The 23,694-nt window shown below is 62.5% G+C and carries 18 protein-coding genes and 1 tRNA gene; 15 read left to right on the forward strand and 4 right to left on the reverse strand.

What is annotated here, in order from left to right:
• The first annotated feature begins 219 nt into the window (after nucleotides 1–219).
• The 7 genes from cysS (at nucleotide 220) to AC3WW4_RS09120 (ending at nucleotide 7,295) form a co-directional block, all read left to right on the forward strand.
• Entirely contained in the window at nucleotides 220–1,611 is a 1,392-nt protein-coding gene (gene cysS, locus AC3WW4_RS09090) for a cysteine--tRNA ligase (protein WP_488828097.1), read from the forward strand.
• Complete coding sequence (locus tag AC3WW4_RS09095; protein WP_488828099.1) at nucleotides 1,611–2,312, forward strand: DNA-3-methyladenine glycosylase family protein; 702 nt, start codon at nucleotides 1,611–1,613, stop codon at nucleotides 2,310–2,312. Before cysS ends, AC3WW4_RS09095 begins: the two co-directional genes overlap by 1 nt.
• Before the next feature lie 30 nt (nucleotides 2,313–2,342).
• On the forward strand, nucleotides 2,343–3,314 hold the full coding sequence (locus tag AC3WW4_RS09100; protein WP_488828100.1) for an acetyl-CoA carboxylase carboxyltransferase subunit alpha: 972 nt from the start codon (nucleotides 2,343–2,345) through the stop codon (nucleotides 3,312–3,314).
• A gap of 18 nt (nucleotides 3,315–3,332) precedes the next feature.
• On the forward strand, nucleotides 3,333–4,703 hold the full coding sequence (gene tilS / locus AC3WW4_RS09105; RefSeq protein ID WP_488828102.1) for a tRNA lysidine(34) synthetase TilS: 1,371 nt from the start codon (nucleotides 3,333–3,335) through the stop codon (nucleotides 4,701–4,703).
• Nucleotides 4,704–4,830: 127 nt separating this feature from the next.
• Nucleotides 4,831–6,087, forward strand: coding sequence for an aspartate kinase (locus AC3WW4_RS09110; RefSeq protein ID WP_488828103.1), 1,257 nt, complete (start codon nucleotides 4,831–4,833; stop codon nucleotides 6,085–6,087).
• Between the two features lie 63 nt (nucleotides 6,088–6,150).
• Nucleotides 6,151–6,243: transfer RNA gene (locus AC3WW4_RS09115), tRNA-Ser, on the forward strand.
• A 68-nt stretch (nucleotides 6,244–6,311) separates the two neighbouring features.
• Entirely contained in the window at nucleotides 6,312–7,295 is a 984-nt protein-coding gene (locus AC3WW4_RS09120; protein WP_488828104.1) for a recombination-associated protein RdgC, read from the forward strand.
• On the opposite strand, the gene AC3WW4_RS09125 is transcribed toward AC3WW4_RS09120, so the two are convergent.
• Together AC3WW4_RS09125 and AC3WW4_RS09130 are read right to left on the reverse strand one after the other, a co-directional pair.
• Nucleotides 7,201–7,962, reverse strand: coding sequence for an alpha/beta fold hydrolase (locus AC3WW4_RS09125; protein ID WP_488828105.1), 762 nt, complete (start codon nucleotides 7,960–7,962; stop codon nucleotides 7,201–7,203). The two genes, AC3WW4_RS09120 and AC3WW4_RS09125, sit on opposite strands and share 95 nt — an antisense overlap.
• Complete coding sequence (locus AC3WW4_RS09130; RefSeq protein ID WP_488828106.1) at nucleotides 7,959–9,011, reverse strand: M14 family zinc carboxypeptidase; 1,053 nt, start codon at nucleotides 9,009–9,011, stop codon at nucleotides 7,959–7,961. Before AC3WW4_RS09130 ends, AC3WW4_RS09125 begins: the two co-directional genes overlap by 4 nt.
• 364 nt (nucleotides 9,012–9,375) lie before the next feature.
• On the opposite strand from AC3WW4_RS09130, the gene AC3WW4_RS09135 reads away from it, so the two are divergent.
• Genes AC3WW4_RS09135 through AC3WW4_RS09155 form a run of 5 tightly spaced genes read left to right on the forward strand, consistent with a single transcriptional unit; the run spans nucleotide 9,376 to nucleotide 16,997 of the window.
• Nucleotides 9,376–10,320 carry an LD-carboxypeptidase gene (locus tag AC3WW4_RS09135; protein WP_488828107.1) on the forward strand — a complete coding sequence of 315 codons (945 nt, stop codon included), beginning with the start codon at nucleotides 9,376–9,378 and terminating at the stop codon, nucleotides 10,318–10,320.
• A gap of 23 nt (nucleotides 10,321–10,343) precedes the next feature.
• The gene (locus tag AC3WW4_RS09140) at nucleotides 10,344–12,641 is read left to right on the forward strand and encodes an ABC transporter substrate-binding protein (protein WP_488828108.1); all 2,298 of its coding nucleotides are present in this window, start codon (nucleotides 10,344–10,346) and stop codon (nucleotides 12,639–12,641) included.
• Nucleotides 12,641–13,624, forward strand: coding sequence for an ABC transporter permease (locus AC3WW4_RS09145; protein WP_488828109.1), 984 nt, complete (start codon nucleotides 12,641–12,643; stop codon nucleotides 13,622–13,624). Before AC3WW4_RS09140 ends, AC3WW4_RS09145 begins: the two co-directional genes overlap by 1 nt.
• Before the next feature lie 12 nt (nucleotides 13,625–13,636).
• Nucleotides 13,637–15,088, forward strand: coding sequence for an ABC transporter permease (locus AC3WW4_RS09150; RefSeq protein WP_488828110.1), 1,452 nt, complete (start codon nucleotides 13,637–13,639; stop codon nucleotides 15,086–15,088).
• 7 nt (nucleotides 15,089–15,095) lie between these two features.
• A complete protein-coding gene (locus AC3WW4_RS09155) occupies nucleotides 15,096–16,997 on the forward strand; it encodes an ABC transporter ATP-binding protein (protein WP_488828111.1) in 1,902 nt (633 codons plus the stop codon).
• A gap of 6 nt (nucleotides 16,998–17,003) precedes the next feature.
• Here AC3WW4_RS09155 and AC3WW4_RS09160 read toward each other — a convergent pair whose 3' ends face one another.
• Nucleotides 17,004–17,279 carry a DUF4404 family protein gene (locus tag AC3WW4_RS09160; RefSeq protein WP_488828112.1) on the reverse strand — a complete coding sequence of 92 codons (276 nt, stop codon included), beginning with the start codon at nucleotides 17,277–17,279 and terminating at the stop codon, nucleotides 17,004–17,006.
• 105 nt (nucleotides 17,280–17,384) lie between these two features.
• Entirely contained in the window at nucleotides 17,385–18,173 is a 789-nt protein-coding gene (gene fabI / locus AC3WW4_RS09165) for an enoyl-ACP reductase FabI (RefSeq protein ID WP_488828113.1), read from the reverse strand.
• A 235-nt stretch (nucleotides 18,174–18,408) separates the two neighbouring features.
• Between fabI and AC3WW4_RS09170 the strand changes: the two genes are divergently transcribed.
• The 3 genes from AC3WW4_RS09170 (at nucleotide 18,409) to infB (ending at nucleotide 23,690) form a co-directional block, all read left to right on the forward strand.
• The gene (locus AC3WW4_RS09170; RefSeq protein ID WP_488828114.1) at nucleotides 18,409–19,074 is read left to right on the forward strand and encodes an LSm family protein; all 666 of its coding nucleotides are present in this window, start codon (nucleotides 18,409–18,411) and stop codon (nucleotides 19,072–19,074) included.
• On the forward strand, nucleotides 19,071–20,546 hold the full coding sequence (nusA, locus tag AC3WW4_RS09175) for a transcription termination factor NusA (protein WP_488828115.1): 1,476 nt from the start codon (nucleotides 19,071–19,073) through the stop codon (nucleotides 20,544–20,546). Before AC3WW4_RS09170 ends, nusA begins: the two co-directional genes overlap by 4 nt.
• A gap of 63 nt (nucleotides 20,547–20,609) precedes the next feature.
• A complete protein-coding gene (gene infB, locus AC3WW4_RS09180; protein ID WP_488828116.1) occupies nucleotides 20,610–23,690 on the forward strand; it encodes a translation initiation factor IF-2 in 3,081 nt (1,026 codons plus the stop codon).
• Nucleotides 23,691–23,694 lie beyond the last annotated feature (4 nt).

Raw genomic sequence — 23,694 nt, forward strand, 5'->3', positions numbered from 1 at the left:
TCAGTGTGTGATCGTGAAGCGCGCTGTGCGCGGGGTGCCGGCGGCAGACGGATCGTGTCATATCCATCAGATCGCTCGCATCGGAAGCGCAAGAATAACAGCCCGCGCGAGCGGCCCCCGGAGGGTTCCCCCCTGAACACAGGTCCTCCCGCTATACTCACCGGATTGTATCCGAGCGGTTCTGGCGCCAAGTCGCCGCACCCCGATCCCATCTTTCCCATGAGTTTGCGTCTTTTTAACAGCCTGTCGCGTCAGATCGAGTCTTTTGTGCCCCTGACGCCCGGGCAGGTTCGCATGTACGTCTGCGGCATGACCATTTACGACTTCTGCCATGTCGGACACGCCCGCATGATGATGTCGTTCGATGTGGTGCAGCGCTGGCTGAAGGTGTCGGGCTATCAGGTGACCTATGTGCGCAATATCACCGACATCGATGACAAGATCATCCGTCGGGCGGTGGAGCGGGGCATCACGATCCGTGCGCTGACCGATGAGATGACCGGTGCGATGCACGAAGACATTGCGGCCCTGGGCATTGAGCCGCCGACGCACGAGCCGCGTGCCACCGAGTACGTTGGCCAGATGCTGGACCTGATCGGCAAACTGGAAGGCAAGGGCCTGGCCTACCGGGCGGCCAACGGCGATGTGAACTATGCCGTGCGCAAGTTTGACGGCTACGGCAAGCTGTCGGGCAAGTCGCTTGACCAGTTGCGCGCCGGCGAGCGGGTGGCAGTGGACGATGGCAAGTTGGATCCACTGGATTTCGTCTTGTGGAAAGCCGCCAAGTCGGACGAGCCGGAGGACGCCAAGTACGCGTCGCCGTTTGGTGCAGGGCGTCCTGGCTGGCACATTGAGTGCTCGGCCATGAGCTGTGCGTTGCTGGGTGAGCATTTCGACATCCACGGCGGTGGCTTGGATCTGCAGTTCCCGCATCACGAAAATGAAATCGCACAAAGCGAAGGGGCGTCCGGCAAGCCGTTCGTCAACTACTGGTTGCACAACGGCTTCCTGAACGTCGACAACGAGAAGATGTCCAAGTCGCTGGGCAACTTCTTCACCATCCGTGACGTGCTGAAGGACTATGACGGCGAAACCGTCCGCTTCTTCATGCTGCGGGTGCACTACCGCAGCCCGTTCAACTTCAGCGATGCGGGCCTGGATGACGCGCGCACCGGCCTGCGTCGCTTGTATACCGCCCTGGATGCGGCCGGTTTGGACGCGGCGGATGTCGCGACTGTGGACTGGTCTCACCCCCAGGCCGCGCGGTTCAAGGCCGCCATGGACGAAGACTTCAACACCCCGATCGCTGTGTCGGTGTTGTTTGATCTGGCTACCGAGGTCAACCGCACGCGTTCTGCCGAGGCGGCGCGTCTGCTCAAGGGCCTCGCGGCCTGTCTGGGTTTGTTGCAGCAGCAACCCAAGGCCTATTTGCAAGGTGGTGCGGCGGTCGGTGGGCTGGATGCCGCGGCCATTGAGGCCCTGATCGTGGCGCGTGCCGAGGCCAAAAAGGCGCGCGATTTCGCACAAGCGGATCGCATCCGTGCGGATCTGGCTGCACAGGGCGTCGAGTTGAAGGACGGCCCGCAAGGCACGACCTGGGTGAAGGCCTGATGGTGAGCGCTGCATCCAAAGTGGCTGTGCCCGCAGCCAATACGGCCGCCGATGCGCTGATCACGCCATCGTATTGGGACGAGGCATGCAAGCATCTGGCCAAACGCGACCGTGTCATGCGCAAGCTGGTGGCTGAACACGGCCATGCGCGGCTGTTCAGTCGAGGCGATGCTTTCACCACGCTGGCGCGCTCGATTGTGGGGCAGCAGATTTCGGTGAAGGCCGCACAGTCGGTCTGGAATCGTCTGTTGGCCTTGCTGGGTCATGATGACGTGGGCTTCCGTGGCCCTATTCCGGTGGCCGACGTGCTGCGCCAAGACCCGGATGGTTTGCGTCAGGTGGGGCTCTCAGCGCGCAAGGTCGATTATTTGCGTGACCTGGCACTGCACTTTGACGAGAATCGCCTGCATGTGGACGACTGGCAGCAGATGGGCGACGAGGCCATCATTGATGAGCTGGTGGCCATTCGTGGGATCGGTCGCTGGACGGCCGAAATGTTTCTGATTTTCCATCTCATGCGGCCCAATGTGCTGCCCCTCGATGATGCGGGGCTGATCAAAGGGATCAGCATGAGCTATTTCAGTGGTGAGCCGGTGTCGCGTGCCGAAGCGCGCGATGTGGCCGAAGCCTGGGCACCTTACCGAACGGTGGGGACCTGGTATCTGTGGCGCAGCCTTGACCCGCTGCCCGTAGAGTATTGACGCCAAGCGGCGTGAAGAAGGAAATTTGCCATGAGCAAACGACACTTTCTGGAGTTCGAGCAACCCATCGCCGAACTGGAATCCAAAATCGAAGAGCTGCGGTATGTGCAAAGTGAGTCGGCTGTTGACATCTCGGAAGAGATCGACCGTCTGAGCAAAAAGAGCCTGCTGCTGACCAAGGACATTTACTCGACCCTGTCTCCCTGGCAGGTCACGCAGATCTCCCGTCATCCGCAGCGCCCGTACACCATGGACTACGTGAACGAGTTGTTCACGGACTTCCAGGAAATGCACGGCGACCGTCACTATGCCGACGATCTGTCCATCGTGGGCGGCCTGGCACGCTTCAACGGCCAGCCCTGCATGGTGCTGGGCCACCAGAAGGGCCGTGACACGAAGGAGCGCACCATGCGCAACTTCGGCATGTCGCGCCCGGAGGGCTATCGCAAAGCACTGCGTCTGATGCAGACGGCCGAGAAGTTCGGCCTGCCCGTGTTCACCTTTGTGGACACGCCGGGCGCGTATCCCGGTATTGGCGCTGAAGAGCGAAACCAGTCGGAAGCCATCGGCCGCAACATCTTCGAGATGGCGCGCTTGGAAGTGCCCATCATCACCACCATCATCGGTGAGGGTGGCTCGGGTGGCGCGCTGGCGATCAGCGTGGCCGACCAGGTGTTGATGATGCAGTACTCGGTGTACTCGGTCATCTCGCCCGAAGGTTGTGCCTCCATTCTGTGGAAGACCTCGGACAAGGCTTCTGATGCGGCCGAGGCCTTGGGCATCACCGCCCATCGTCTGAAGGCCCTGGGCCTGATCGACAAGATCGTCAGCGAACCCGTGGGGGGCGCGCACCGCGATTACAAGCAGGCTTGCGCCAACCTCAAGCGTGGACTGAACGACGCGATGCGTCATGTCGGCGACATGAAGATCAAGGATCTGCTGCAGACACGTTACGACCGTCTGCAAAGCTATGGTCGCTACAACGACACCAAGGAATCCTGATCCTCGGGTGAGGGCGGGATGAGGGCAGGTAGCGAGCCTGTCCGTGTTGCGGTTGCCTACAGTGGCGGCCGTGACTCCACCGCCTTGTTGCACGCCACCGCCATGGTGGCGCGCGACGTGGCGGGCGCGTGCGTGGTGGCCTTGCATGTGCATCATGGGCTGAGCGCCCAGGCTGATGACTGGCTGCGGCACGCCGAAGCGGTGTGCGAGGAATGGGCGGCGCAAGGCCTGCCGGTTCGTTTGCTGTCTCGGCGCGTCAGCTTGAACCTGGGTGCCGGGGAGAGTGTGGAGGCCGTGGCCCGTGCGGCACGCCATGCGGCGTTGCATGACATGACCCGTGAGGCGCGTGCAGACTTGCTGCTGTTGGCGCACCACCGCCAGGACCAGGCCGAGACGCTGTTGCTGCAAGCCTTGCGCGGCGGTGGCGTGGCCGGACTGGCCGGCATCCCGCGGGATGTGACCCGTGATGGTGTGCGGTGGGTGCGGCCCTGGCTGGATCACCCCAGGTCGGCCATTGAGGCTTACGTGGCAACACACGCGCTGCGGTATGTCGAGGACGACAGCAATGCGGACCCCATGTATGCGCGCAATCGGCTGAGGCTGTCGGTCTGGCCCGCGCTGGTGAGCGCTTTTCCCGATGCCGAGGTCAATCTGGCGGCGTCGGCGCGACGACTGTCAGACGCTTTGCCGGTGATGGCCGCGTGGCGTGCGCAGGCGCTGCCCCCGTTACTCACGTCGGCCGTTGAGGCATCTCAGGACGGTACGGTCGCGCGTTCGCCCGCGGCGTTGGACGCCAGGCTGTGGGCTGCGCAACCCGCCGCCTCGCGACGCGAAACCCTGCGTCATTGGTATCGCCAGGTCTCCGGGCAGGGCATGTCGGCCACATGGGTTGAGCGCCTGGCCGAAGAGGTTCCATCGATGGTGGCCGCGCAAGGCGGGGCGCGGTGGTCGGCTCTGAATTTGTCGCTCTATCGCGGAGTGTTGCGGTGGGGCCGCGTTTCGGCGTGCGAAGCCGATGCCCCTGAGCGCCCGGATGTTCGCCTGTCGGTGTGCGCCGTGGGCGATTGGCCTGTTGCGGTGTGGCAGGGGCACTTGCGCGTGCGTGAAGTGGTGTCGGGTGGGGTGCCGGTGCCCTTGCTGAGTGAGCTGCTATTGAGGCCGCGAACTGGCGGAGAGCAGTTTCAGCTGGGGGCAGGGCGCCCAGCTCGATCGTTGAAGAAGCAGTTCCAGGCCTTGGGTGTGCCATCCTGGCTACGAAACGGTCCGTTGGTGTTTGCAGGCGAGCAACTCCTTTATGTGCCTGGCCTGGGCACGGACGCCCGTGCCCAGGCGGTGGTGGGCGTGCCGCAGTGGTCCATCGAGTGGCTGCCGGACGGGATGCCAGATTGAATCTGGACTGTTTCTAGGGGCGTTGCCCCCATGAGCGTGGGGTCCGGGTAAAATCGAGAGTTTGATCGCGTGAGCTGGGTGATAGACATGTGTGTTTGACACGCGATCGTTTCCAACAACATCTGACATGGCACTGATTGTTCACAAATACGGCGGCACGTCGATGGGCTCCACGGAGCGCATTCGCAACGTGGCCAAGCGCGTGGCCAAGTGGGTTCGGGCCGGGCATCAAATCGTGGTGGTCCCATCGGCCATGAGCGGCGAGACCAATCGCCTGCTGGGCTTGGCCAAGGAGCTTTCCGACAGCCCGAGCTCGCGCGAGCTCGACATGATCGCCTCGACCGGCGAGCAGGTTTCTGTGGGCCTGTTGGCCATCGCATTGCAGGCTGAAGGTCTGCAGTCGGTGAGCTATGCAGGCTGGCAGGTGCCGGTCAAAACCGACTCGTCGTTCACCAAGGCCCGCATTGAGAGCATCGACGATGCCCGCGTGCGCGCTGATCTGAACGCCGGCAAGGTGGTCGTGATCACCGGCTTCCAGGGCGTGGATCCCAACGGCAACATCACCACGCTGGGGCGTGGCGGTTCCGACACGTCGGCCGTGGCCATTGCCGCTGCGATGAAGGCGGACGAATGCCTGATCTACACCGACGTGGACGGTGTTTACACCACCGACCCGCGCGTGGTGCCGGAAGCGCGTCGCCTCAACAGCATCAGCTTTGAAGAGATGCTGGAGATGGCCTCGCTGGGCTCCAAGGTGCTGCAGATCCGTTCGGTGGAGTTCGCCGGCAAATACCGTGTGCCCCTGCGTGTGCTGTCCAGCTTCACCCCCTGGGACATTGATCTGGCTGAAGAAGCCAAGTCGGGCACGCTCATCAGTTTTGAGGAAGACGAAAAAATGGAACAAGCCGTTGTTTCGGGCATCGCGTTCACCCGCGACGAAGCCAAGATCACCGTGGTCGGCGTGCCCGACACTCCCGGCATTGCCTACCAGATTCTGGGCAAGGTGGCCGAGGCCAACATCGAAGTCGACGTGATCATCCAGAACGTGTCGCACGATGGCAAGACAGACTTCTCCTTCACCGTGCCCCGTGGCGACTACGCTCGCACTGTCGAGTTGTTGAAGGCCAATGTGTTGCCTGCGCTGGGCGCGCGTGATGTGGTGGGGGACGCCAAGATTGCCAAGGTCAGCATCGTCGGCATCGGCATGCGCAGCCATGTTGGCATCGCCAGCACGATGTTCAAGACCCTGTCTGACGAAGGCATCAACATCCAGATGATCACCACCAGCGAGATCAAGACCTCGGTCGTGATCGACGAGAAGTACCTGGAGTTGGCGGTGCGTGCCCTGCACAAGGCTTTCGGCCTGGACGACACCAAGGCCTGATTGTTGTTTTGAGCACAACAGGCTGAACGCTCGAATTTCTGGGCTAGAATGCTTGCTGTTGCTGGAGACGTGACCGAGAGGCCGAAGGTGCTCCCCTGCTAAGGGAGTATGTGGGCAAAACCTGCATCAAGGGTTCGAATCCCTTCGTCTCCGCCAAGATTGAACCCCAAGTGATTCGTCACTTGGGGTTTTTTCTTTTGTGTGAACGAGCTGACAGGACCACCATGTTCAAGAATCTGACGGTGTATCGAATGGGCCCCGACTGGACTGCGACCGCAGCCGAAATCGCGGTAGAGTTGGACAAGGGCCGTTTCGTGGAGTGCGGAGCCTCGCAACAGAAGTCCATGGGGTGGGTCGAGCCTCGTGGCGAAGCGCATGCGCCCCTGGTCGAAGTGGTGGACGGTCAGATCCTTCTCAAGCTGATGACCGAGCAGCGGGTGGTGCCCGGCTCCGTGATCAAAAAGCGCACGGAAGAGATCGCCGCCCAGATCGAGGAGCAGACCGGTCGCAAGCCAGGCAAAAAGCAGGTCAAAGAGCTGAAGGAGCAGGCTCTGCACGAGTTGCTGCCCATGGCCTTCACCAAGCAATCGACCACCCGGGTGTGGATCGCCCCGCAGGAGCGTCTGTTGATGCTGGATACGGGCAGCCAGTCCAAGGCCGACGAGGTTGTGACCCTGCTCGCCCAGACCTTCAACGGTTTGTCGATGAGCCTGATTCAGACGGCCATGTCGCCCACAGCGGCGATGACGCATTGGCTTGGCACCGGCGAGCCGCCTTACAACTTCACGATTGACCGCGAGTGCGAGCTCAAGTCCACGGACGAGATGAAGTCGGTGGTGCGCTATGCACGCCACAACCTCGACACGGACGAGGTCAAGCAGCACATCGTCAGCGGCAAGGTGCCCACGCGTGTGGCCCTGACCTGGCGTGATCGCGTGTCGTTCATCCTGACCGAATCCATGGCGCTCAAGAAAGTGGCGTTTCTGGATGTGGTTTTCGAGGGCGCGGTGTCCGTGGACAAGGGTGAAACCTTCGATGCCGACGCAGCCATTGCCACAGGCGAGCTGATTCAGCTGATCCCGGATCTGGTGGAGGCGCTGGGCGGTGAGCAGGTCATCGGTGGCGATGCGCCAGCCATGCCTGCACCTGCGACACCACCCACGGCCCCGCATCCAGCGGCAGATCATGCCCCGCCGTGGGATGTGTGATCAATGGCAGCTGCCACGCCTGGGCCAAGGCCTGTGAGCAGTCGGGGTGAACCAACTGGTCGCCCTGGCCGTTGAGCAGCAACATCGGCACTTTGGGCGCGTAGCTGGGCGCTCGGTAGCGCACCGCTGCCAAGAGCTGGCGCCAGGCATTGCCCACACTGACCCGGTGTGAGCGGCGCGCATCCACCCAACTCGCAACGGTGGCTTGCGGATCTGCGGGGTGACGGGTGGTCATTTCCAGAATGGATTGTTCCCACTCTCGGTCGGTGGGCCGAAAGCTCAGCAGGCGCAGGATGCGGCTGTATTGAAGCGGGCGCAGGCGTTGCCAAAAGGGGCTGAACGGCCGCAAGCTGGTGTTGACGAGCACGGCTGATGCCAGTTCATCTGGGTACCGCGTCGCCCAGTCCACCGTCACCATGGCGCCCAGTGACATGGCCAGCAGGTCATACGGTGGTGCGTGACCGGCGTGCCGCAATGCCTGTCTGCAATGCTCGACCATGCCCTGTACAGAGCACGGGCTGCGCGATTGCCACAGCGTGCCGTTGCCGGGCAGGTCTGGTGTCAGGATCACTGTGTCTTGGGGTAGGGCTTCGCGCAGCAGCGCAGGGAAGGGCCCCCAGTGGGCCTGTTCGCGCGTCAGTCCGCGCAGCAGAATCCAGGTGTTCATCGTGGTGTTTTTCGGTGTCGGGGGCGTGGCTGCTCCGGATACCAGCGGGCCAGTGCTTGCCGATGGTGCAGATCTCGGTCATCTCCCAGGGGCATCCAGCGCAGGTAACTGGCGGTGGCGCGCGCCATGAAGTCCAGCATGCTCAGGTGGCGCCGCAGGACCCGCGCCTGCCGATGGGTGATCAGCGGGTTGAAGATGCCATGGCGGCTGAACAGCTGACGAGGGTTTTTTTTCACCCACATCCAGGAGCCCATTTCCAGCGTCAGGGGCAGAAAGATGCCATCTGGCTGCAGTGCTCGGGATCGCAGATACAGGTGGTCCCACAGATCGCCGTGGGTTAGATACTGAAGGCTCTGAGGTTCCAAAACATAGGGGTGATGAGCCTGCGTCTGGTCGAAAATCCGTCGCAGAGCATGGACTTCGGCGAGGTGCGCGATCGGCTCTTGTGTGTGAGCGAACGGAAACCAGATGCGATCCTCGGTGCCAAAGCCGGAATGACAGTCCACCACCAGGCTGAAGGGGCGGGGCAGCAGCTCCTTGGTGATCAACTCGCACAGTGCTGCGCCTTCTTGCTCCATCGGCGCACCCAGCGGGCCCCGGTACCAGGGCAAGGCCGAGCTGAGCCGTTGTCCGCCCACCAGAAAGGGCACATCCTCCCTGGCCTCGATGGGGGCGTTGCGCATCAGGTCTACGCCGTGTGGGTTGGCGCGGGTGCCAAGGCAAAGTCCGCCAGGGTTGACCAGCGGCACAAACACCATACGCAAATGGGTCAGTTCGTGGTGCAGCAGGCTGTCCCACTTCAGGCGCTGTACCAAGCTGGCCAGATAGGTCAGCACCACCTGTGTCCCGATGCGCTCTAGTCCATGCACGCCGCCGATGAAGGCCACAGCCGGAACGTCGGGCGCGTCTCGACCGAGCGTCACCGTCACCACATCAAAACTGCGTCCGCCTGCGTGAACGGTGCAAAGCGATTGCGGGGTTACGTGGCTGCCCCCCATCTCGATCAGGCGATGCAGTTCGTCCAGTTCGGGCAGGGAGTTGTGGGGCAAGCTGGCGGCGTGAGAGTGGAGAGAGTCGCCGCATGCTGAATCTGTTTCATGTCAGGCTGACGACAGTGAACAGCGCGGTGTGTCACGGAAAAGTCACAAGTGCTGGCTAGGCTGACGCGAGACACTATCCGCCACGCCATGCTCCTTTCCCGCACTTCCTTGTTCCGCTTCTTGTTGCTGTGCATTGCTGTGTTTGCAGGATGCAGGGAGTGCCTGGCGCTATGGCGTGTGCGCATGATGGGGCAGGCGCAGCCTCGCTGAGGGGCGGTCAACCATGCTGCGATGACGGAGGGGTGCTCTGTCATCGTCACGATCTGTCTTCGCGTGTTGTTTGCTGGGCGGATTCGTCGGTGAGAATGTCAGGATGACTGACATCTGCCCCTCCTTGATCATCTACAGTCCCGCCGGGATCGTTCCGGCTGCTGCGCCCGTGCGCAAGGCGCTCAAGCGTCTGACGGCGCTCGGGTTCTCTCCCACGATCGATGAATCGGCCTTGAGCAAGCACCAGCGCTTTGCGGGGGACGATGCCGCTCGTCTGGCTGCGATCCATCGTGTGGCGGAAGCGTCGCCTGCTGTAGCCTTGGCCACGCGAGGAGGCTATGGCCTGACCCGCCTGCTGGACCAGATCGAGTGGCCTTTGATCGCTCGCAGCGTGGAGCAGGGCACTGCTTGGGTCGGGTACAGCGACGTGACGGCCCTGCAACTCGCGGCGCTCGCTCACAAGGCCGCGGGCCCCGATTCGGTGGGAGAGGGTGTCACTGCCGGTTTCTGGGCTGGCCCGATGGCGAACGACGACTTTGGTCGCTCGGACAGTCCAGAGGGGGGCGATGACGTCACCCAGGAAGTCTTTGTGGAGGCGATGACCGGTGAACTAGAGGCCGTGGGCTTTCGCACGGAGGCCGGCTTCGATGGTCTGGAGACCCGTGGACGCCTGTGGGGTGGCAACCTGACGGTGGTGCAATCGCTGCTGGGGACGCCGCATTTCCCCAAGATCAAGAACGGCGTGCTGTTTCTCGAAGACATCAACGAGCACCCCTACCGCATTGAGCGCACCTTGTTGCAACTGCATCAGGCGGGCATCCTCGACCAACAGAAGGCGATCTTGCTCGGGACCTTCAACGGCTACAAAAAAACTCCCCTTGATCGGGGCTACACCCTCAAGACGGTGATTGCCTACCTGCGCACACTGACGTCGGCCCCCATCCTGACCGGGCTACCGTTCGGCCACGTTCCGACCAAGCTGTGCCTGCCTTTGGGCCGCAAGGTGAACCTGGTGGTGCAAGGACGCGACGTTCTGGTGATGTGGTGAAACCCTCAACGTGGCGCGCGTCCATGTCAAGACACAATCACCGCATGACACAGTGGGGGGCAGGGTTGCAAAAAGCGTCGTTGTGGTTGCAGCGGTGGGGGGCAGGGCGCCTGGGGGGCGCGCTGGCCTTGGTGCTGAGTGTGGCCGCTTGCAACAACAGTCCGTATCCCGCTGGTGCGGCGGACAGCAACACGCTCTACACCGCCTTCAATGAACGGTCACCACGCTACCTGGACCCGACCTCGTCGTACAGCAGCAACGAGACGCCCTACACCTATCAGATTTACGAGCCGCTCTACGGTTACCACTACCTGAAGCGGCCCTACACCCTGGTGCCCAAAACGGCGGCGGCCGTGGTGCAGCCCCGCTACCTGGGACGCGGTGGCAAAGTGCTGCCTGACACAGCATCTGCCGACCAGATCGTTGAAAGTGTCTACGACATTCCGATCAAGCGGGGCGTGCTGTTTGCGCCGCACCCGGCCTTCGCCAAGAACGCCCAGGGCGACTACCTCTACCACCACCTGACGGCTGAGCAGGTGGCTGACAAGCGCAGCCCCTGGGCGTTTGGTCAGAGCGGCACCCGCGAGCTCACCGCTGACGATTTTGTCTACGCCCTCAAACGCCACGCCACCACCCGCACCGCGGCGCCGGTGTTCGGCATTTTCTCGGAGTACGTGGTCGGCCTGGCCGACTATGGCAAGCTGATTCGGGCCGAAGACCAGAAATTGCGCGCCAGCGTGCCCCCCACCAGCAAGGACAAGCCATTTCTGGACTTTCGCCGCTGGCCGCTGGCCGGTGCTCAGGCACTGGACGCTCACACCCTGCGCATCCGCGTCCATGGCAAGTACCCGCAATGGAAGTACTGGATGGCGATGAGTTTTCTGGCACCCATTCCCTGGGAGGCCGATGCCTTCTACGCGCAACCCGGCATGGCCGGCAATGGCCTGTCACTCAACACCTGGCCTGTGGGCACAGGCCCTTACATGATGGCGGAGTTCGTGCAGGACCGGCGCCACGTGATGAAGCGTAACCCGAACTACCGTGGTGAGTTGTATCCGTGCGAGGGCACATCTCAGGACGAAGCAGAAGGGCGCCTGAAGGACTGCGGGCAGAAGACCCCCTTCATCGATACCCTGGTCTTCAACATCGAAAAAGAAGCGGTCCCACAGGATGCGAAGTTCCGCCAAGGCTATCTGGACGTGCCTGAGTTCGACCAAATGAGCTACGGCAACGCCTACAAGATCCAGATGGAGGACTCGCCCGCGTTCTACAAGGAGTTCACCGACAAAGGCATCGTGTTGTCGCGCACCGTGGACCTGTCCAGCCGATACATGGGTTTCAACTGGCTCGACCCCGTGGTGGGGCAGGGCGACACGCCGGCGCAGCAGGTGCGCAACCGCAAGCTGCGTCAGGCCCTGTCCATTGCCATTGACTGGGATGAGTTCAACCGCATCTTTCCCAAAGCGGCGGGTGAAGTGGCGCAGGGGCCGTTGCCGGGCGGGGTGTTTGGTTCGCGCCATGGCACACCGGAAGGCTTGAACGCGGTCACCCACCAATGGGTCAATGGTCAGGCGGTGCGCCGCCCCATTGAAGATGCAAAAAAGCTGCTCGCTGAGGCCGGCTATCCCGATGGACGCGATGCGCGGACGGGCAAGCCCCTGGTGCTCAACTATGACGTGGGGGCCGCAAGCACGCCCGACAGCAAGGCCAATCTGGACTGGACCGCCAAGCAGTTCGCCAAGCTCGGCATTCAGTTGGAGATTCGCGCGACCGACTACAACCAGTTTCAGGACAAGGTGCGCCGGGGCAAGCACCAGATTTTCACCTGGGGCTGGCTGGCCGACTATCCGGACGCTGAGAACTTCCTCTTCCTGCTGTACGGGCCGGGTGCCAAGTCGGTCCATGACGGGGAAAACGCCGCGAATTACCAGAATGCCGAGTACGACCGGCTCTACAGCACTTTGCGTTTCATGGACGATGGTCCCGCCAAGCAGGCCGTGATCGACAAGATGGTACGCATCCTGCAAGAAGACGCGCCCTGGTCCTGGGGCTACTTCCCTTATTCATCGGGAGCCTATCACCGCTGGGTGCGCAACGGCAAACCCAGCATCATGGTGCGTGACCAGGCACAGTATTACCGCCTCGATACCGCCGAGCGCAGCCGCAGCTTGCAGGCCTGGAACCACCCGGTCTACTGGCCCGTGCTGGCGGTCTTGGCCGTGTTGGTCGCCATGGCTTGGGGGGCGGTCCGGATCTTGCGCGCACGCGACCAGCAAACGGCCTTGCCACGTCCGGTTTCTTCGTCTCAGAGAGGTCGGTGATGCTGCAGTACATCCTTCGCCGCCTCGGCTATGGCTTGGTCATCCTGATCGGGGTGAACCTCATCACCTTCGTGTTGTTCTTCACCGTCAACACGCCCGACGACATGGCGCGCCTGAACATTGGCGGCAAGCGCGTCACTCCCGACCAGATCGAGAAGTGGAAGGTGGAGCGGGGCTATGACAAGCCCATGCTCTTCAACGAACAGGCGCAAGGCACCGACAAGCTGACCCAGACCGTGTTCTGGGAGCGCTCGGTCTCGCTGTTCGTGCTGGACTTTGGTCGTGCTGACAATGCCAGTGGCGGTGACATTGGCTACCAGATCGCGCAGCGAATGGGCGTGAGTCTGAGGCTGACGGTGCCCATCTTCATCCTGGGTTTGCTGGCCAGTGTCATCTTCTCGCTGTGGCTGGTGATGTTCCGGGGCACCCGCGTTGACTTCTGGGGCGTGGTGGCCTGCGTGGTCATGATGTCCATCTCCAGCTTGTTCTACATCATCGTCGGGCAGTACCTGTTCTCGCGTGTGGCCAGGTTGGCGCCCATCTCGGGTTACGCCAGTGGGCTGGATGCTGTGCGCTTCCTGGTCTTGCCCATTTGCCTGATACTGGTGGCTTCACTGGCCGGGCAGGCCCGTTTTTTCCGCACGCTCTTCCTGGAAGAGGCCGGCAAAGACTATGTGCGCACCGCACGCGCCAAGGGCCTGGCCGAAACGGTCGTGATGGGCCGCCACGTCTTGCGCAACGCCATGCTGCCCATCATCACCAGCTCGGGCAGTGCTTTGCCGGGGCTGTTCATGGGCGGCCTGCTGACCGAGAGCTTTTTCGGCATTCCGGGCCTCGGCTCGTACACGATCGACGCCATCGCCAGCCAGGATTTCGCCATCGTGCGAGCCATGGTGTTCCTGGGGTCTGTGCTCTACATTGCGTCCAACATCCTGATCGATGTGGCCTACACCCTGGTCGACCCGCGCGTGCGGATGCAGTAAGGATGCCCTGACATGGTTCTGCCCTTCAAATTCGTGATGCTATGGACCGATGTGGTCCTGTGGGTGATGTTGCTGGGTCTGGGCATCTATGTGCGCCAAGTGCGGCGCGATGCCGCGCTGCGCGCCACGTGGCGGCGCGTGTTCGTCGCCCCCTCGGCGATGGCTTCGGCGGTGTTGCTGGGTCTGATGCTGACGCTCACGCTGGTCGACAGTGTGCATTTCCGGCGTGCCTTGCCCGATGTGGCGGGGGGCGTGCGTGCCTACGACACCCGCACCGAGTCCGTGCTGGACATCGGGCTGGCCAAGCTGATGGCCAGCCGCGAGAACAGTTATTCCCAGCCCCTGGCCACCCATGGTTTCAGCAAGGAGTCGGTGCCACCCCAGACCGATGCCAAGCCCATTCTGGACGCGCACGGTGTGCCAGTGTTGCCGGCGCGTGCCTATCCCCGCCTTCGCCATGGTGGCGCTGGCCTGGACGATGTCGAGCGTGACTGGGCCGGCGACATCACCGTCCGTCTGACGCTGGGCACCCTGGGAGGGGCGGCTGTGAGTGTGCTGCTGTGGTTGCTCGTGCGACCTGGGCAGGCGAGATCGGGCGCCGCCCAGCCTCTGGCATGGCATGCCGCCTGGATCACCGCCACCGTGATGACCGTGCTCGTGGGGTGGGGCATCGCGCTCAGTTGGGGGCAGGGCTACCATGTGTTCGGCACCGATCGCACCGGCAACGATGTGCTCTACATGACGCTCAAGAGCGTCCGCACAGCCTTTGTCATCGGCAGCCTGGCCACCTTGGCCACCTTGCCACTGGCGCTGGCATTCGGTATTGCGGCAGGCTACTTCAAGGGCTGGGTGGATGACGTCATCCAGTACATCTACACCGTCCTCTCGTCCGTGCCCAACATCCTGCTGATCGCGGCCTGTGTGTTGATGGTGCAGGTCTTCCTCGACAAGCACCCCGAGCTGTTCGAGACCGGCCTGGAGCGTGCCGACCTCAAGATCTTCCTGCTTTGCCTGATCCTGGGTCTGACCGGCTGGGCCGGACTGTGCCGCCTGCTGCGGGCTGAAACCCTCAAGCTGCGCGAGCTGGAATACGTGCAGGCGGCCACCGCCTTCGGCGTCAGCCACTGGCGCATCATGCAGCGCCATGTCCTGCCCAATGTCATGCACCTGGTGCTCATCACCACCGTGCTCGAGTTTTCGGGCCTGATCCTTTACGAGGCCGTGCTGTCGTATGTGGGCGTGGGTGTAGACCCGTCCATGAACAGCTTTGGCGGCATGATCAACCAGGCGCGTGTCGAGATGTCCCGCGACCCCATCGTCTGGTGGTCCTTCCTGGCAGCGTTTGTGTTCATGGTCGCCATCGTGCTGTCCGCCAACCTGTTTGCGGACGCTGTGCGCGACGCCTTTGATCCGCGTGCGCGTGTTTTCCGACCCCGCGCCCGCGCGGCTGCTCATCCCGCCTGAGGTTCACATGCTGCAGACCCATGACCTTCATGTCACGCTGGATGCCGAAGCGGGCTTGGTGCGGGCCCTCGACGGCCTGAGCTTGACCTTGGAGCGCGGCGAAACCTTCGCCTTGGTGGGCGAGTCGGGCTGCGGCAAAAGCATGACCGCCCTGGCATTGATGCGCCTCTTGCCCGACAACGGCCGCATCGAGCGCGGCCAGGTGGACCTGGGCTCCGACGTGCCCGATGGCAAGCCCACCGAGTTGCTCTACCTGCCGGAATGCGAGATGCGCCGCATCCGGGGCGGGCACGTCGGCATCATCTTTCAGGAACCAGCCACCAGCCTCAACCCGGTGATGCGCGTGGGTCACCAGATCGTTGAAGCCATTGAAACGCACACCAGTCTGCGTGGCGCCGCCGCACGTCGCAAGGCCATCGACTGGCTGCGCCGCGTGGGCATCCCCGAGCCCGAGAGGCGCATTGACAGCTATCCGTTCGAGATGAGCGGGGGGCAGAAGCAGCGGGTGATGATCGCGATGACGCTGGCGGCCGAGCCCCGTTATCTGATTGCGGACGAGCCGACCACGGCGCTCGATGTGACCATTCAGAAGCAGGTGCTGGACCTGCTCAAAGCCCTGCAACAGGAACGTCAGCTGGGTCTGTTGTTGATCACCCACGATCTGGGTGTGGTGGCCGACATGGCTCACCGCGTGGCCTTGATGTACGCCGGGCAGATCATCGAAGAGGCAGCGGCGGCCCATTTCTTCGCGCATCCGCGCCACCCCTATGCACGCATGCTGCTGCAAGCGTTGCCGGATGCCGAGCGCCGAGGTGAGCCCCTGGTGACGATTGGCGGTTCCGTGCCCCCGTTGTGGCAAACCTTTGAAGGTTGCCGCTTTGCGCCCCGCTGTGATCGGGTGCAGGCCAAGTGCCGAGCACAGGCGCCAGGGCTGGGCGCCGTTCAGGGGGGCCTGGGTGCCGAGGTGCGCTGCTGGTACCCCTTGAGCCCGGACGAGGCGACGGTGCGTACGCCAACCATCGAGCTCGCGCCCGATGACGCCTCTCATATGGCCACTGGGGCTGCCGACGCGGACCCGAAGTCGCCGCTGCTGTTGGATGTGCAATCGCTCAGCGTGACCTTTCGCAGCGGGGGCGGGCTGTTTCGGCGGCCCCATGAAGTGGCCGCCGTGCAAGAGGTGTCGTTCAGCTTGCGCGCGGGGCAGACCCTGGCTCTGGTGGGCGAGTCCGGTTGTGGCAAGACCACGACGGGGCGCGCCATCGTCCAATTGTTGCGTGGCCAGCCGCAGGTGCGTGTCAGTGGCCAGGTCTGGCTGCAGCAGGGCCCCTCGCGTGCAGACCTGTTGACGATGCCCGCGCAGGCCTTGCAGTCGGCCCGTCAAGCCATCCAGATGGTCTTTCAGGATCCCTTCGCCTCACTCAATCCGCGCATGCGGGTGGCTGACATTCTGGAAGAGGGGATGCGTTCCTTGCGCCCCGATTGGTCTGCCGAGCGACGACTGCGCCAGGTGGCCGACTTGGTGGAGCGTGTGGGTTTGCGGGCCGATGCCCTACAGCGCTTCCCGCACGAGTTTTCAGGCGGGCAACGACAGCGGCTGGCGATTGCGCGAGCCTTGGCCGTCGAGCCTCAGTTGCTGGTGTGCGATGAGCCGACCTCCGCGCTGGATGTGTCGGTGCAGGCCCAGATTCTGAATCTGTTGCGCGAGTTACAGGCCCAGTTGGGGCTGAGCCTGCTCTTCATCACCCACAACATGGGCGTGGTCGCTTACCTCGCAGACCACGTGGCCGTGATGCAAAACGGGCGCATCGTCGAACAGGGCGACACCGCTCAGGTGCTGGGGCGGCCGCAGCACGACTACACCCGCACCTTGCTGTCTGCCGTGCCGGCCCATCCCTCGCGCCGACACTGAGTGGGGTCAGATCCCCATCTTGCCCAACAGGTCCATCACATCACGCAAGGTGTTGGCCAGGTAGGGGTGCTCGGCCGAAAAGCGGGCGTCAATATCTTGCGCACGTTGAGCGAGGCTTTCGTCGCTTTCGGTCTCAGACAGCGGGCTACCGGCGCCCAGCACCTGCAGGATGTCCTGATCCAGTTGGCGCAACGCGGCGCGCAGTTCATCGTCCACAGGCTGGCCGGATGCCAACTCCGACTGCAACTTCTTGAGCAGCGCTTCCAGTTCTGAGCGGTTCATGCGGTCTCCTTAGGGGTGTATGCCGGCATTTTGCCAAGCCCCATCATGTCTGAAAAGCAACAAAGGGGCCCTGAGGCCCCCTTGCGCACGATGTCTTGATGCAACTCAGGCCGCGTCAGCGCCGCCGCCCATCACCTTGCTGAAACCACCGTCTACATAGGTGATCTCTGCGGTCACGCCGGCAGCCAGATCCGACAGCAGGAAGGCCGCCACATTGCCCACGTCATCGATGGTGACGTTGCGGCGCAGCGGCGCGTTTTCTTCCACCACGCTCAGGATCTTGCCGAAGCCCTTGATGCCCGAGGCCGCCAGGGTTTTGATCGGACCGGCGGAAATGCCGTTGGCACGGATGCCCTTGGGGCCCAGGCTACCGGCGGTGTAACGCACGCTGGCTTCCAGTGAGGCCTTGGCCAGGCCCATCGTGTTGTAGGCCGGCACAATGCGCTCAGCCCCCAGATAAGACAGCGTCAGCACCGAAGCGCCCACGTTCAGATAGGGCAGGGCCGCCTTGGCCATGGCCGGGAAACTGTAGGCCGAAATGTCATGAGCCACGCGGAAACCTTCGCGCGACAGGCCTTCCAGAAAGTCGCCGGCGATGGCCTCGCGAGGGGCGAAGCCGATGGCGTGGACGAAACCGTCGATCTTCGGCCAGGTCTTGGACAGATCGGCGAACATCGCATCAATCTGTTCATCGCTGCCGACGTCGCAGTCAAAAATCAGCTCGGAGTCGAACTCCTTGGCGAACTCGGTGATCCGGTCCTTGAAGCGCTCACCCACATAGCTGAAAGCCAGTTCGGCGCCTTCGCGCTTGCAGGCCTTGGCGATGCCATAGGCAATCGAGCGGTTGGACAGCAGGCCGGTGATCAACAGGCGCTTGCCAGCGAGAAATCCCATGGGGTCTCCATACAGAATGCTTAACGAGGGGGCGATTTTGGCACGGGAGCGGCGCAAAACACGAAATTAACGCGCATGCCTTGCTGTGACGCTTTCCTCAGGCTAAAATGCGGGATTGGTTGCTTTGTCCGATGCAAGCTTGTATCGCATCGGGTGCAAAGTGGATCGTCTCGTGTTAGTCACGAATGGGCGGATCTTTCCAGCCCATTTTTTTTGCTCGACCGTTTTTCATTGGATGACCTGGCTCAAAGTTGTTGAAACCACCGTATCCGGCCTCGGCTACGAACTCGTGGACTGCGAACGCAGTTCCGGTGGGTTGCTGCGCGTGTACATCGATCGTTTTCCTGATCAGGCCTACGATCTGCCCGGTGACCTGGTGACCGTTGACGACTGCGAGAAGGTGACCCGTCAGTTGCAGTATGCACTGGAGACGGTTGACGCCGACTACAGTCGCCTGGAAGTGTCTTCGCCCGGCGTGGATCGTCCTCTCAAGACCCCTGCGCATTTCGCGCGCTTCGTGGGTGAAGACATCGCGATCACGCTGAAAGTGCCGTTCCAGGGCGCCAAGAAGTACAGCGGCACCTTGTGTGCAGCGCAGGATGCAGATCCAGCGCAGGTGGAAGCAGGGCAGGCCTGGGGTCTGGTTCTGCGTTCGCCTGACGCGGACAAGCCCTTGTCCAAGACGGCGGCCAAAAAACTGGCCAAGGAACAGGCCAAAGCGGGCCCGGACGCTGTCCAGGGTCCGGTCGATCAGGTTTTAAGTTTCACGCTCGATGAAATCCGCGAGGCACGCTTGGTGCCTGCTGTGAGTTTCAAAGGGCGTAGTCGTCGGGCGGCAACCCCGGCGGCCGGTGAAGTTGCCGTAGATGAGGCGCAAGAACTCGGAGGTCAGAAGAAATGAATCGTGAATTGTTGATGCTGGTGGATGCCATCTCTCGTGAGAAGAGCGTGGACCGTGACGTGGTGTTTGGCGCGGTGGAGTCCGCCCTGGCTTCCGCGACCAAGAAGCTCTATCAAGGCGAGGTGGACATCCGTGTGGCCATCGACCGCGAGACGGGCATCTACGAAACCTTCCGTCGTTGGCACGTGGTGCCCAACGAGGCTGGCCTGCAACTGCCCGATGCTGAAATCCTGTTGTTCGAAGCCCAGGAGCAAATTGCCGACATCGAAGTCGATGACTACATCGAGGAAGCCATCGAGTCCGTGCCCATCGGCCGCATTGGCGCCCAAGCTGCCAAGCAGGTGATCCTGCAAAAGATCCGTGACGCCGAGCGCGAGCAATTGCTCAACGACTTCCTCTCGCGTGACGAGAAGATCTTCGTTGGCACGGTCAAGCGTCTGGACAAGGGCGACATCATCGTCGAATCGGGTCGTGTCGAAGGTCGCCTCAAGCGCACCGAGATGATCCCGAAGGAAAACCTGCGCACCGGTGACCGCGTTCGTGCCTACATGCTGGGTGTGGACACGCTGGCCCGCGGCCCGCAAATCATGCTGTCTCGCAGCGCCCCCGAGTTCATGATCGAGCTGTTCCGCCAGGAAGTGCCCGAGATCGAACAAGGCCTGCTCGAAATCAAGAGCTGCGCCCGTGACGCCGGTTCGCGCGCCAAGATCGCCGTGCTGTCGCACGACAAGCGTGTCGATCCCATCGGCACCTGCGTCGGTGTGCGCGGTTCGCGTGTGACGGCTGTCACCAACGAGCTGGCCGGCGAGCGTGTCGACATCGTGCTGTGGTCCGAAGACCCGGCGCAGTTCGTGATTGGCGCCCTGGCTCCGGCCAATGTGCAATCCATTTTTGTCGATGAAGAGCCGCACGCCATGGACGTGGTGGTGGACGAGGAAAACCTCGCCATCGCCATCGGTCGTGGTGGTCAGAACGTCCGTCTGGCTTCCGAGCTGACGGGCTGGCGCATCAACATCATGTCGGCGGAGGAATCCGCCCAGAAGCAGGCCATCGAGTCCGACTCCATCCGCAAGCTCTTCGTCGACAAGCTCGACGTCGACGCGGAAGTGGCCGACATTCTGATCGCCGAAGGATTTACCAGCTTGGAAGAAGTGGCCTACGTGCCGCTGCAGGAAATGCTGGAAATCGAATCGTTTGACGAAGACACGGTCAATGAGCTGCGTACCCGCGCGAAAGATGCTTTGCTGACCATGGAAATCGCCAAGGAAGAAGAAGTCGAAACTTTGTCGGAGAATCTCAAGAGTCTGGAAGGTCTGACTCCTGAGTTGTTCGCAAAGCTGGCTGACGCTGGTATCCACACCCGTGACGACCTGGCCGATCTGGCCGTGGACGAACTCACTGAGATCACTGGTGTGGCGGATGAAGAGGCACGAGTCCTCATCCTCAAGGCTCGCGAGCACTGGTTCGCCTGATACTGCGCACAACGCCAAGCCACTCGACTCATTTAAGCAAGCTCATCGCAAGGATATAAACACATGGCCGTGACCACCGTCGCACAACTCGCCGCGGAGCTCAATCGCCCGGCTGCGACACTGTTGGATCAGCTGCAGTCTGCTGGCGTGCCAAAAGCAACGCCGGAAGACGTGCTCACGGAGGCCGATAAAGAGCGTCTGCTGGAACACCTGCGTACTGCCCACGGCTCTGCCGCTGGCGCAGATCGCAAGAAGATCACGCTGACCCGCAAGTCGACCACCGAAATCAAGCAGGCTGATGCCTCAGGCAAAGCCCGCACCATTCAGGTCGAAGTGAAGAAGAAGCGGACTTTCGTCAAGCGCGATGACGCTGTCGATGACAGCGCCCAGACTGCTCAGGAAGAAGCCGAACTCGCTCGCCGCGAAGAGGAAGCCCGCAGCCAGGCGGAAGCCCTGCGTGTGCAGGAAGAGCAACTGGCTGAGGCCCGTCGCCTGCGCGAAGAGCAGGAACGTCGCGAGCGTGATGAGGCCGAGGAGCGCGCGCGCGCCGCCGCTGAACGTGCCGCACGTGAACTGGCTGAGCAAGAGGCTGCTGCCTCGTCGTCCAAGGCAGGCTCGAAGGCGGCTGCGGCTGCCATCGCCGCCAAAACGGCCGAACAAGATGCTGCAGAAAAAGTGGCTCAATCTGCTCGCCGTGCCGCCGCACTGGAGGCCGGTCGCGCCGAAGCTGCCGCGCTGACGGCTGCCGCTCAACGTGGCAGCCGCAGTGGCCAGGCCAAGGCCGCCGAGGCAGCCAAGGTGGCTGAAGCGGCCAAGGTGGCAGACGCCGCCGAGGCGGCTGAAGCTGCCAAGGTCGAGCAGGCTGCTGAAGCAGCCAAGACGGCCGAGGCCAGCAAGCCTGTGGTGGCCGCCCCCGAGGTTGTCAAGCCCACCGCTGTGCGTGTGGTCAAGGCGGCTGACATCGAGGCCGAAGAGAAGAAGCGCGCTGACGATCTCGCCGCGCGTCGCAAGGCTGCTGAAGCCGAAGCTGCGGCCATCCGCGCCATGATGAATGCACCCAAGAAGGTGCTCGTGGCGAAGAAGGAAGAGCCCAAGCCGGTGGAAGCTGCCATCAAGGGCACCATTCACAAGCCCAAGGGCGCACCGGGTGCAGCTGCGCCGGGTACGACCGCGGGCGCAGCCAAGCCGGGCGACAAGAAATCGGTCAAGTCCGAGAAGCTGTCGTCGAGCTGGGCCGATGAGAAGAAGCGTGGCGCACCGGCCAACAAGGGCCGTAGCGACGCAGGTGCTTCGCGCAGTGGCTGGAAGGCCCCGGGTGGGCGTGGTGGTCGTCGCGGCAATGACCGTGGCGAGAGCCAGTCCAACTTCGTGGCACCGACCGAGCCGCAAATCATCGAGGTCCACGTCCCTGAAACCATCTCGGTGGCCGATCTGGCTCACAAGATGGCCATCAAGGCTTCCGAGGTCATCAAGCAATTGATGAAGCTCGGTCAGATGGTGACCATCAACCAGCAGCTGGACCAGGAAACGGCCATGATTCTGGTCGAAGAAATGGGTCACAAGGCCTTTGCGGCCAAGCTGGACGATCCCGATGCGTTCCTGATGGAAGAGCATGCCGATCAAGCTGCCGAGTCCTTCCCGCGCGCACCGGTCGTGACTGTCATGGGTCACGTCGACCACGGCAAGACCTCGCTGCTGGACTACATCCGGACCACACGTGTGGCGTCGGGTGAAGCCGGTGGCATCACGCAGCACATTGGCGCGTATCACGTTGACACGCCTCGCGGCATGATCACTTTCCTCGACACCCCGGGTCACGAGGCCTTCACGGCCATGCGTGCTCGCGGTGCCAAGGCAACCGACCTGGTGATTCTGGTGGTGGCCGCCGATGACGGCGTCATGCCTCAGACCAAGGAAGCCATTCACCACGCCAAGGCGGCGGGTGTGCCCATCGTGGTGGCGATCAACAAGATCGACAAGCCCGGTGCTGCGCCTGATCGCGTGAAGCAGGAACTGGTGGGCGAGCAAGTGGTGCCTGAAGAGTACGGCGGTGATTCTCCGTTCGTGCACGTGTCGGCCAAGACGGGTCAAGGCATTGACGAGTTGCTGGAGCAAGTTCTCCTGCAGGCCGAAGTGCTGGAACTGACGGCCCCGACCGAGTCGCAGGCCAAGGGTCTGGTGATCGAAGCTCGCCTGGACAAGGGCCGCGGTCCGGTCGCCACCGTGCTGGTGCAATCCGGTACGCTGCGTCGCGGTGACATCGTGCTGGCCGGCGCAAGCTACGGCCGCGTCCGTGCCATGCTGGACGAGAACGGCAAGCCTGCGACCGAAGCCGGTCCTTCGATCCCTGTTGAAATCCAGGGTCTCACCGAGGTGCCGTCTGCAGGTGACGAGTTCATGGTGTTGAGCGATGAGCGTCGTGCCCGTGAAATCGCCACCTTCCGTCAAGGCAAATACCGTGATGTGAAACTGGCGAAGCAACAGGCCGCCAAGCTCGAAAGCATTTTCGAGAACATGGGCCAAGGCGACGTTCAGACTCTGGGCCTCATCATCAAGGCCGACGTGCAAGGTTCGCAAGAAGCTCTGGCGACCTCGCTGCTCAAGCTGTCCACACCGGAAGTGCGTGTGCAGGTGGTTCACGCCGCCGTGGGTGGCATCAGCGAGTCGGACGTCAACCTGGCGATTGCTTCCAAGGCGGTCATCATTGGCTTCAACGTGCGTGCCGATGCGGGCGCTCGCAAGCTGGCTGACAACAACGGCGTTGACCTGCGCTACTACAACATCATCTACGATGCTGTGGATGAGGTGAAGGCAGCGATGGGCGGCATGCTGGCTCCGGAGCAGCGCGAAGAAGTCATCGGTTCTGCCGAGATCCGTCAGGTCTTCGTGGCCTCGAAGATCGGCACGATCGCGGGCTGTATGGTCACCAACGGCGTGGTGCGTCGCAACGCCAAGCTGCGCCTGCTGCGCGAGAACGTGGTCATCTACACCGGGGAGTTGGAAGGCCTCAAGCGCTTCAAGGACGATGCCAAGGAAGTTCGCGAGGGCTTCGAGTGTGGCCTGAACATCAAGGGCTACAACGACATCAAGGAAGGCGACGTCCTCGAGTTCTTCGAAATCAAGGAAGTGGCCCGTACGCTGTAAGCAG

The sequence above is a fragment of the Aquabacterium sp. TM01 genome (genome assembly GCF_057808345.1).

What these genes read in the sequence shown, in the direction of transcription:
- AC3WW4_RS09155 (WP_488828111.1), top strand. Translation starts at nt 15,096, where the DNA reads ATGCTGCAGACCCATGACCTTCATGTCACGCTGGATGCCGAAGCGGGC.
- AC3WW4_RS09100 (WP_488828100.1), top strand. Translation starts at nt 2,343, where the DNA reads ATGAGCAAACGACACTTTCTGGAGTTCGAGCAACCCATCGCCGAACTG.
- AC3WW4_RS09140 (WP_488828108.1), top strand. Translation starts at nt 10,344, where the DNA reads ATGTCAAGACACAATCACCGCATGACACAGTGGGGGGCAGGGTTGCAA.
- tilS (WP_488828102.1), top strand. Translation starts at nt 3,333, where the DNA reads ATGAGGGCAGGTAGCGAGCCTGTCCGTGTTGCGGTTGCCTACAGTGGC.
- AC3WW4_RS09125 (WP_488828105.1), bottom strand. Translation starts at nt 7,962, where the DNA reads ATGAACACCTGGATTCTGCTGCGCGGACTGACGCGCGAACAGGCCCAC.
- AC3WW4_RS09110 (WP_488828103.1), top strand. Translation starts at nt 4,831, where the DNA reads ATGGCACTGATTGTTCACAAATACGGCGGCACGTCGATGGGCTCCACG.
- fabI (WP_488828113.1), bottom strand. Translation starts at nt 18,173, where the DNA reads ATGGGATTTCTCGCTGGCAAGCGCCTGTTGATCACCGGCCTGCTGTCC.
- AC3WW4_RS09145 (WP_488828109.1), top strand. Translation starts at nt 12,641, where the DNA reads ATGCTGCAGTACATCCTTCGCCGCCTCGGCTATGGCTTGGTCATCCTG.
- AC3WW4_RS09135 (WP_488828107.1), top strand. Translation starts at nt 9,376, where the DNA reads ATGACTGACATCTGCCCCTCCTTGATCATCTACAGTCCCGCCGGGATC.
- infB (WP_488828116.1), top strand. Translation starts at nt 20,610, where the DNA reads ATGGCCGTGACCACCGTCGCACAACTCGCCGCGGAGCTCAATCGCCCG.
- AC3WW4_RS09170 (WP_488828114.1), top strand. Translation starts at nt 18,409, where the DNA reads ATGACCTGGCTCAAAGTTGTTGAAACCACCGTATCCGGCCTCGGCTAC.
- AC3WW4_RS09150 (WP_488828110.1), top strand. Translation starts at nt 13,637, where the DNA reads ATGGTTCTGCCCTTCAAATTCGTGATGCTATGGACCGATGTGGTCCTG.
- AC3WW4_RS09120 (WP_488828104.1), top strand. Translation starts at nt 6,312, where the DNA reads ATGTTCAAGAATCTGACGGTGTATCGAATGGGCCCCGACTGGACTGCG.
- AC3WW4_RS09095 (WP_488828099.1), top strand. Translation starts at nt 1,611, where the DNA reads ATGGTGAGCGCTGCATCCAAAGTGGCTGTGCCCGCAGCCAATACGGCC.
- cysS (WP_488828097.1), top strand. Translation starts at nt 220, where the DNA reads ATGAGTTTGCGTCTTTTTAACAGCCTGTCGCGTCAGATCGAGTCTTTT.
- AC3WW4_RS09160 (WP_488828112.1), bottom strand. Translation starts at nt 17,279, where the DNA reads ATGAACCGCTCAGAACTGGAAGCGCTGCTCAAGAAGTTGCAGTCGGAG.
- nusA (WP_488828115.1), top strand. Translation starts at nt 19,071, where the DNA reads ATGAATCGTGAATTGTTGATGCTGGTGGATGCCATCTCTCGTGAGAAG.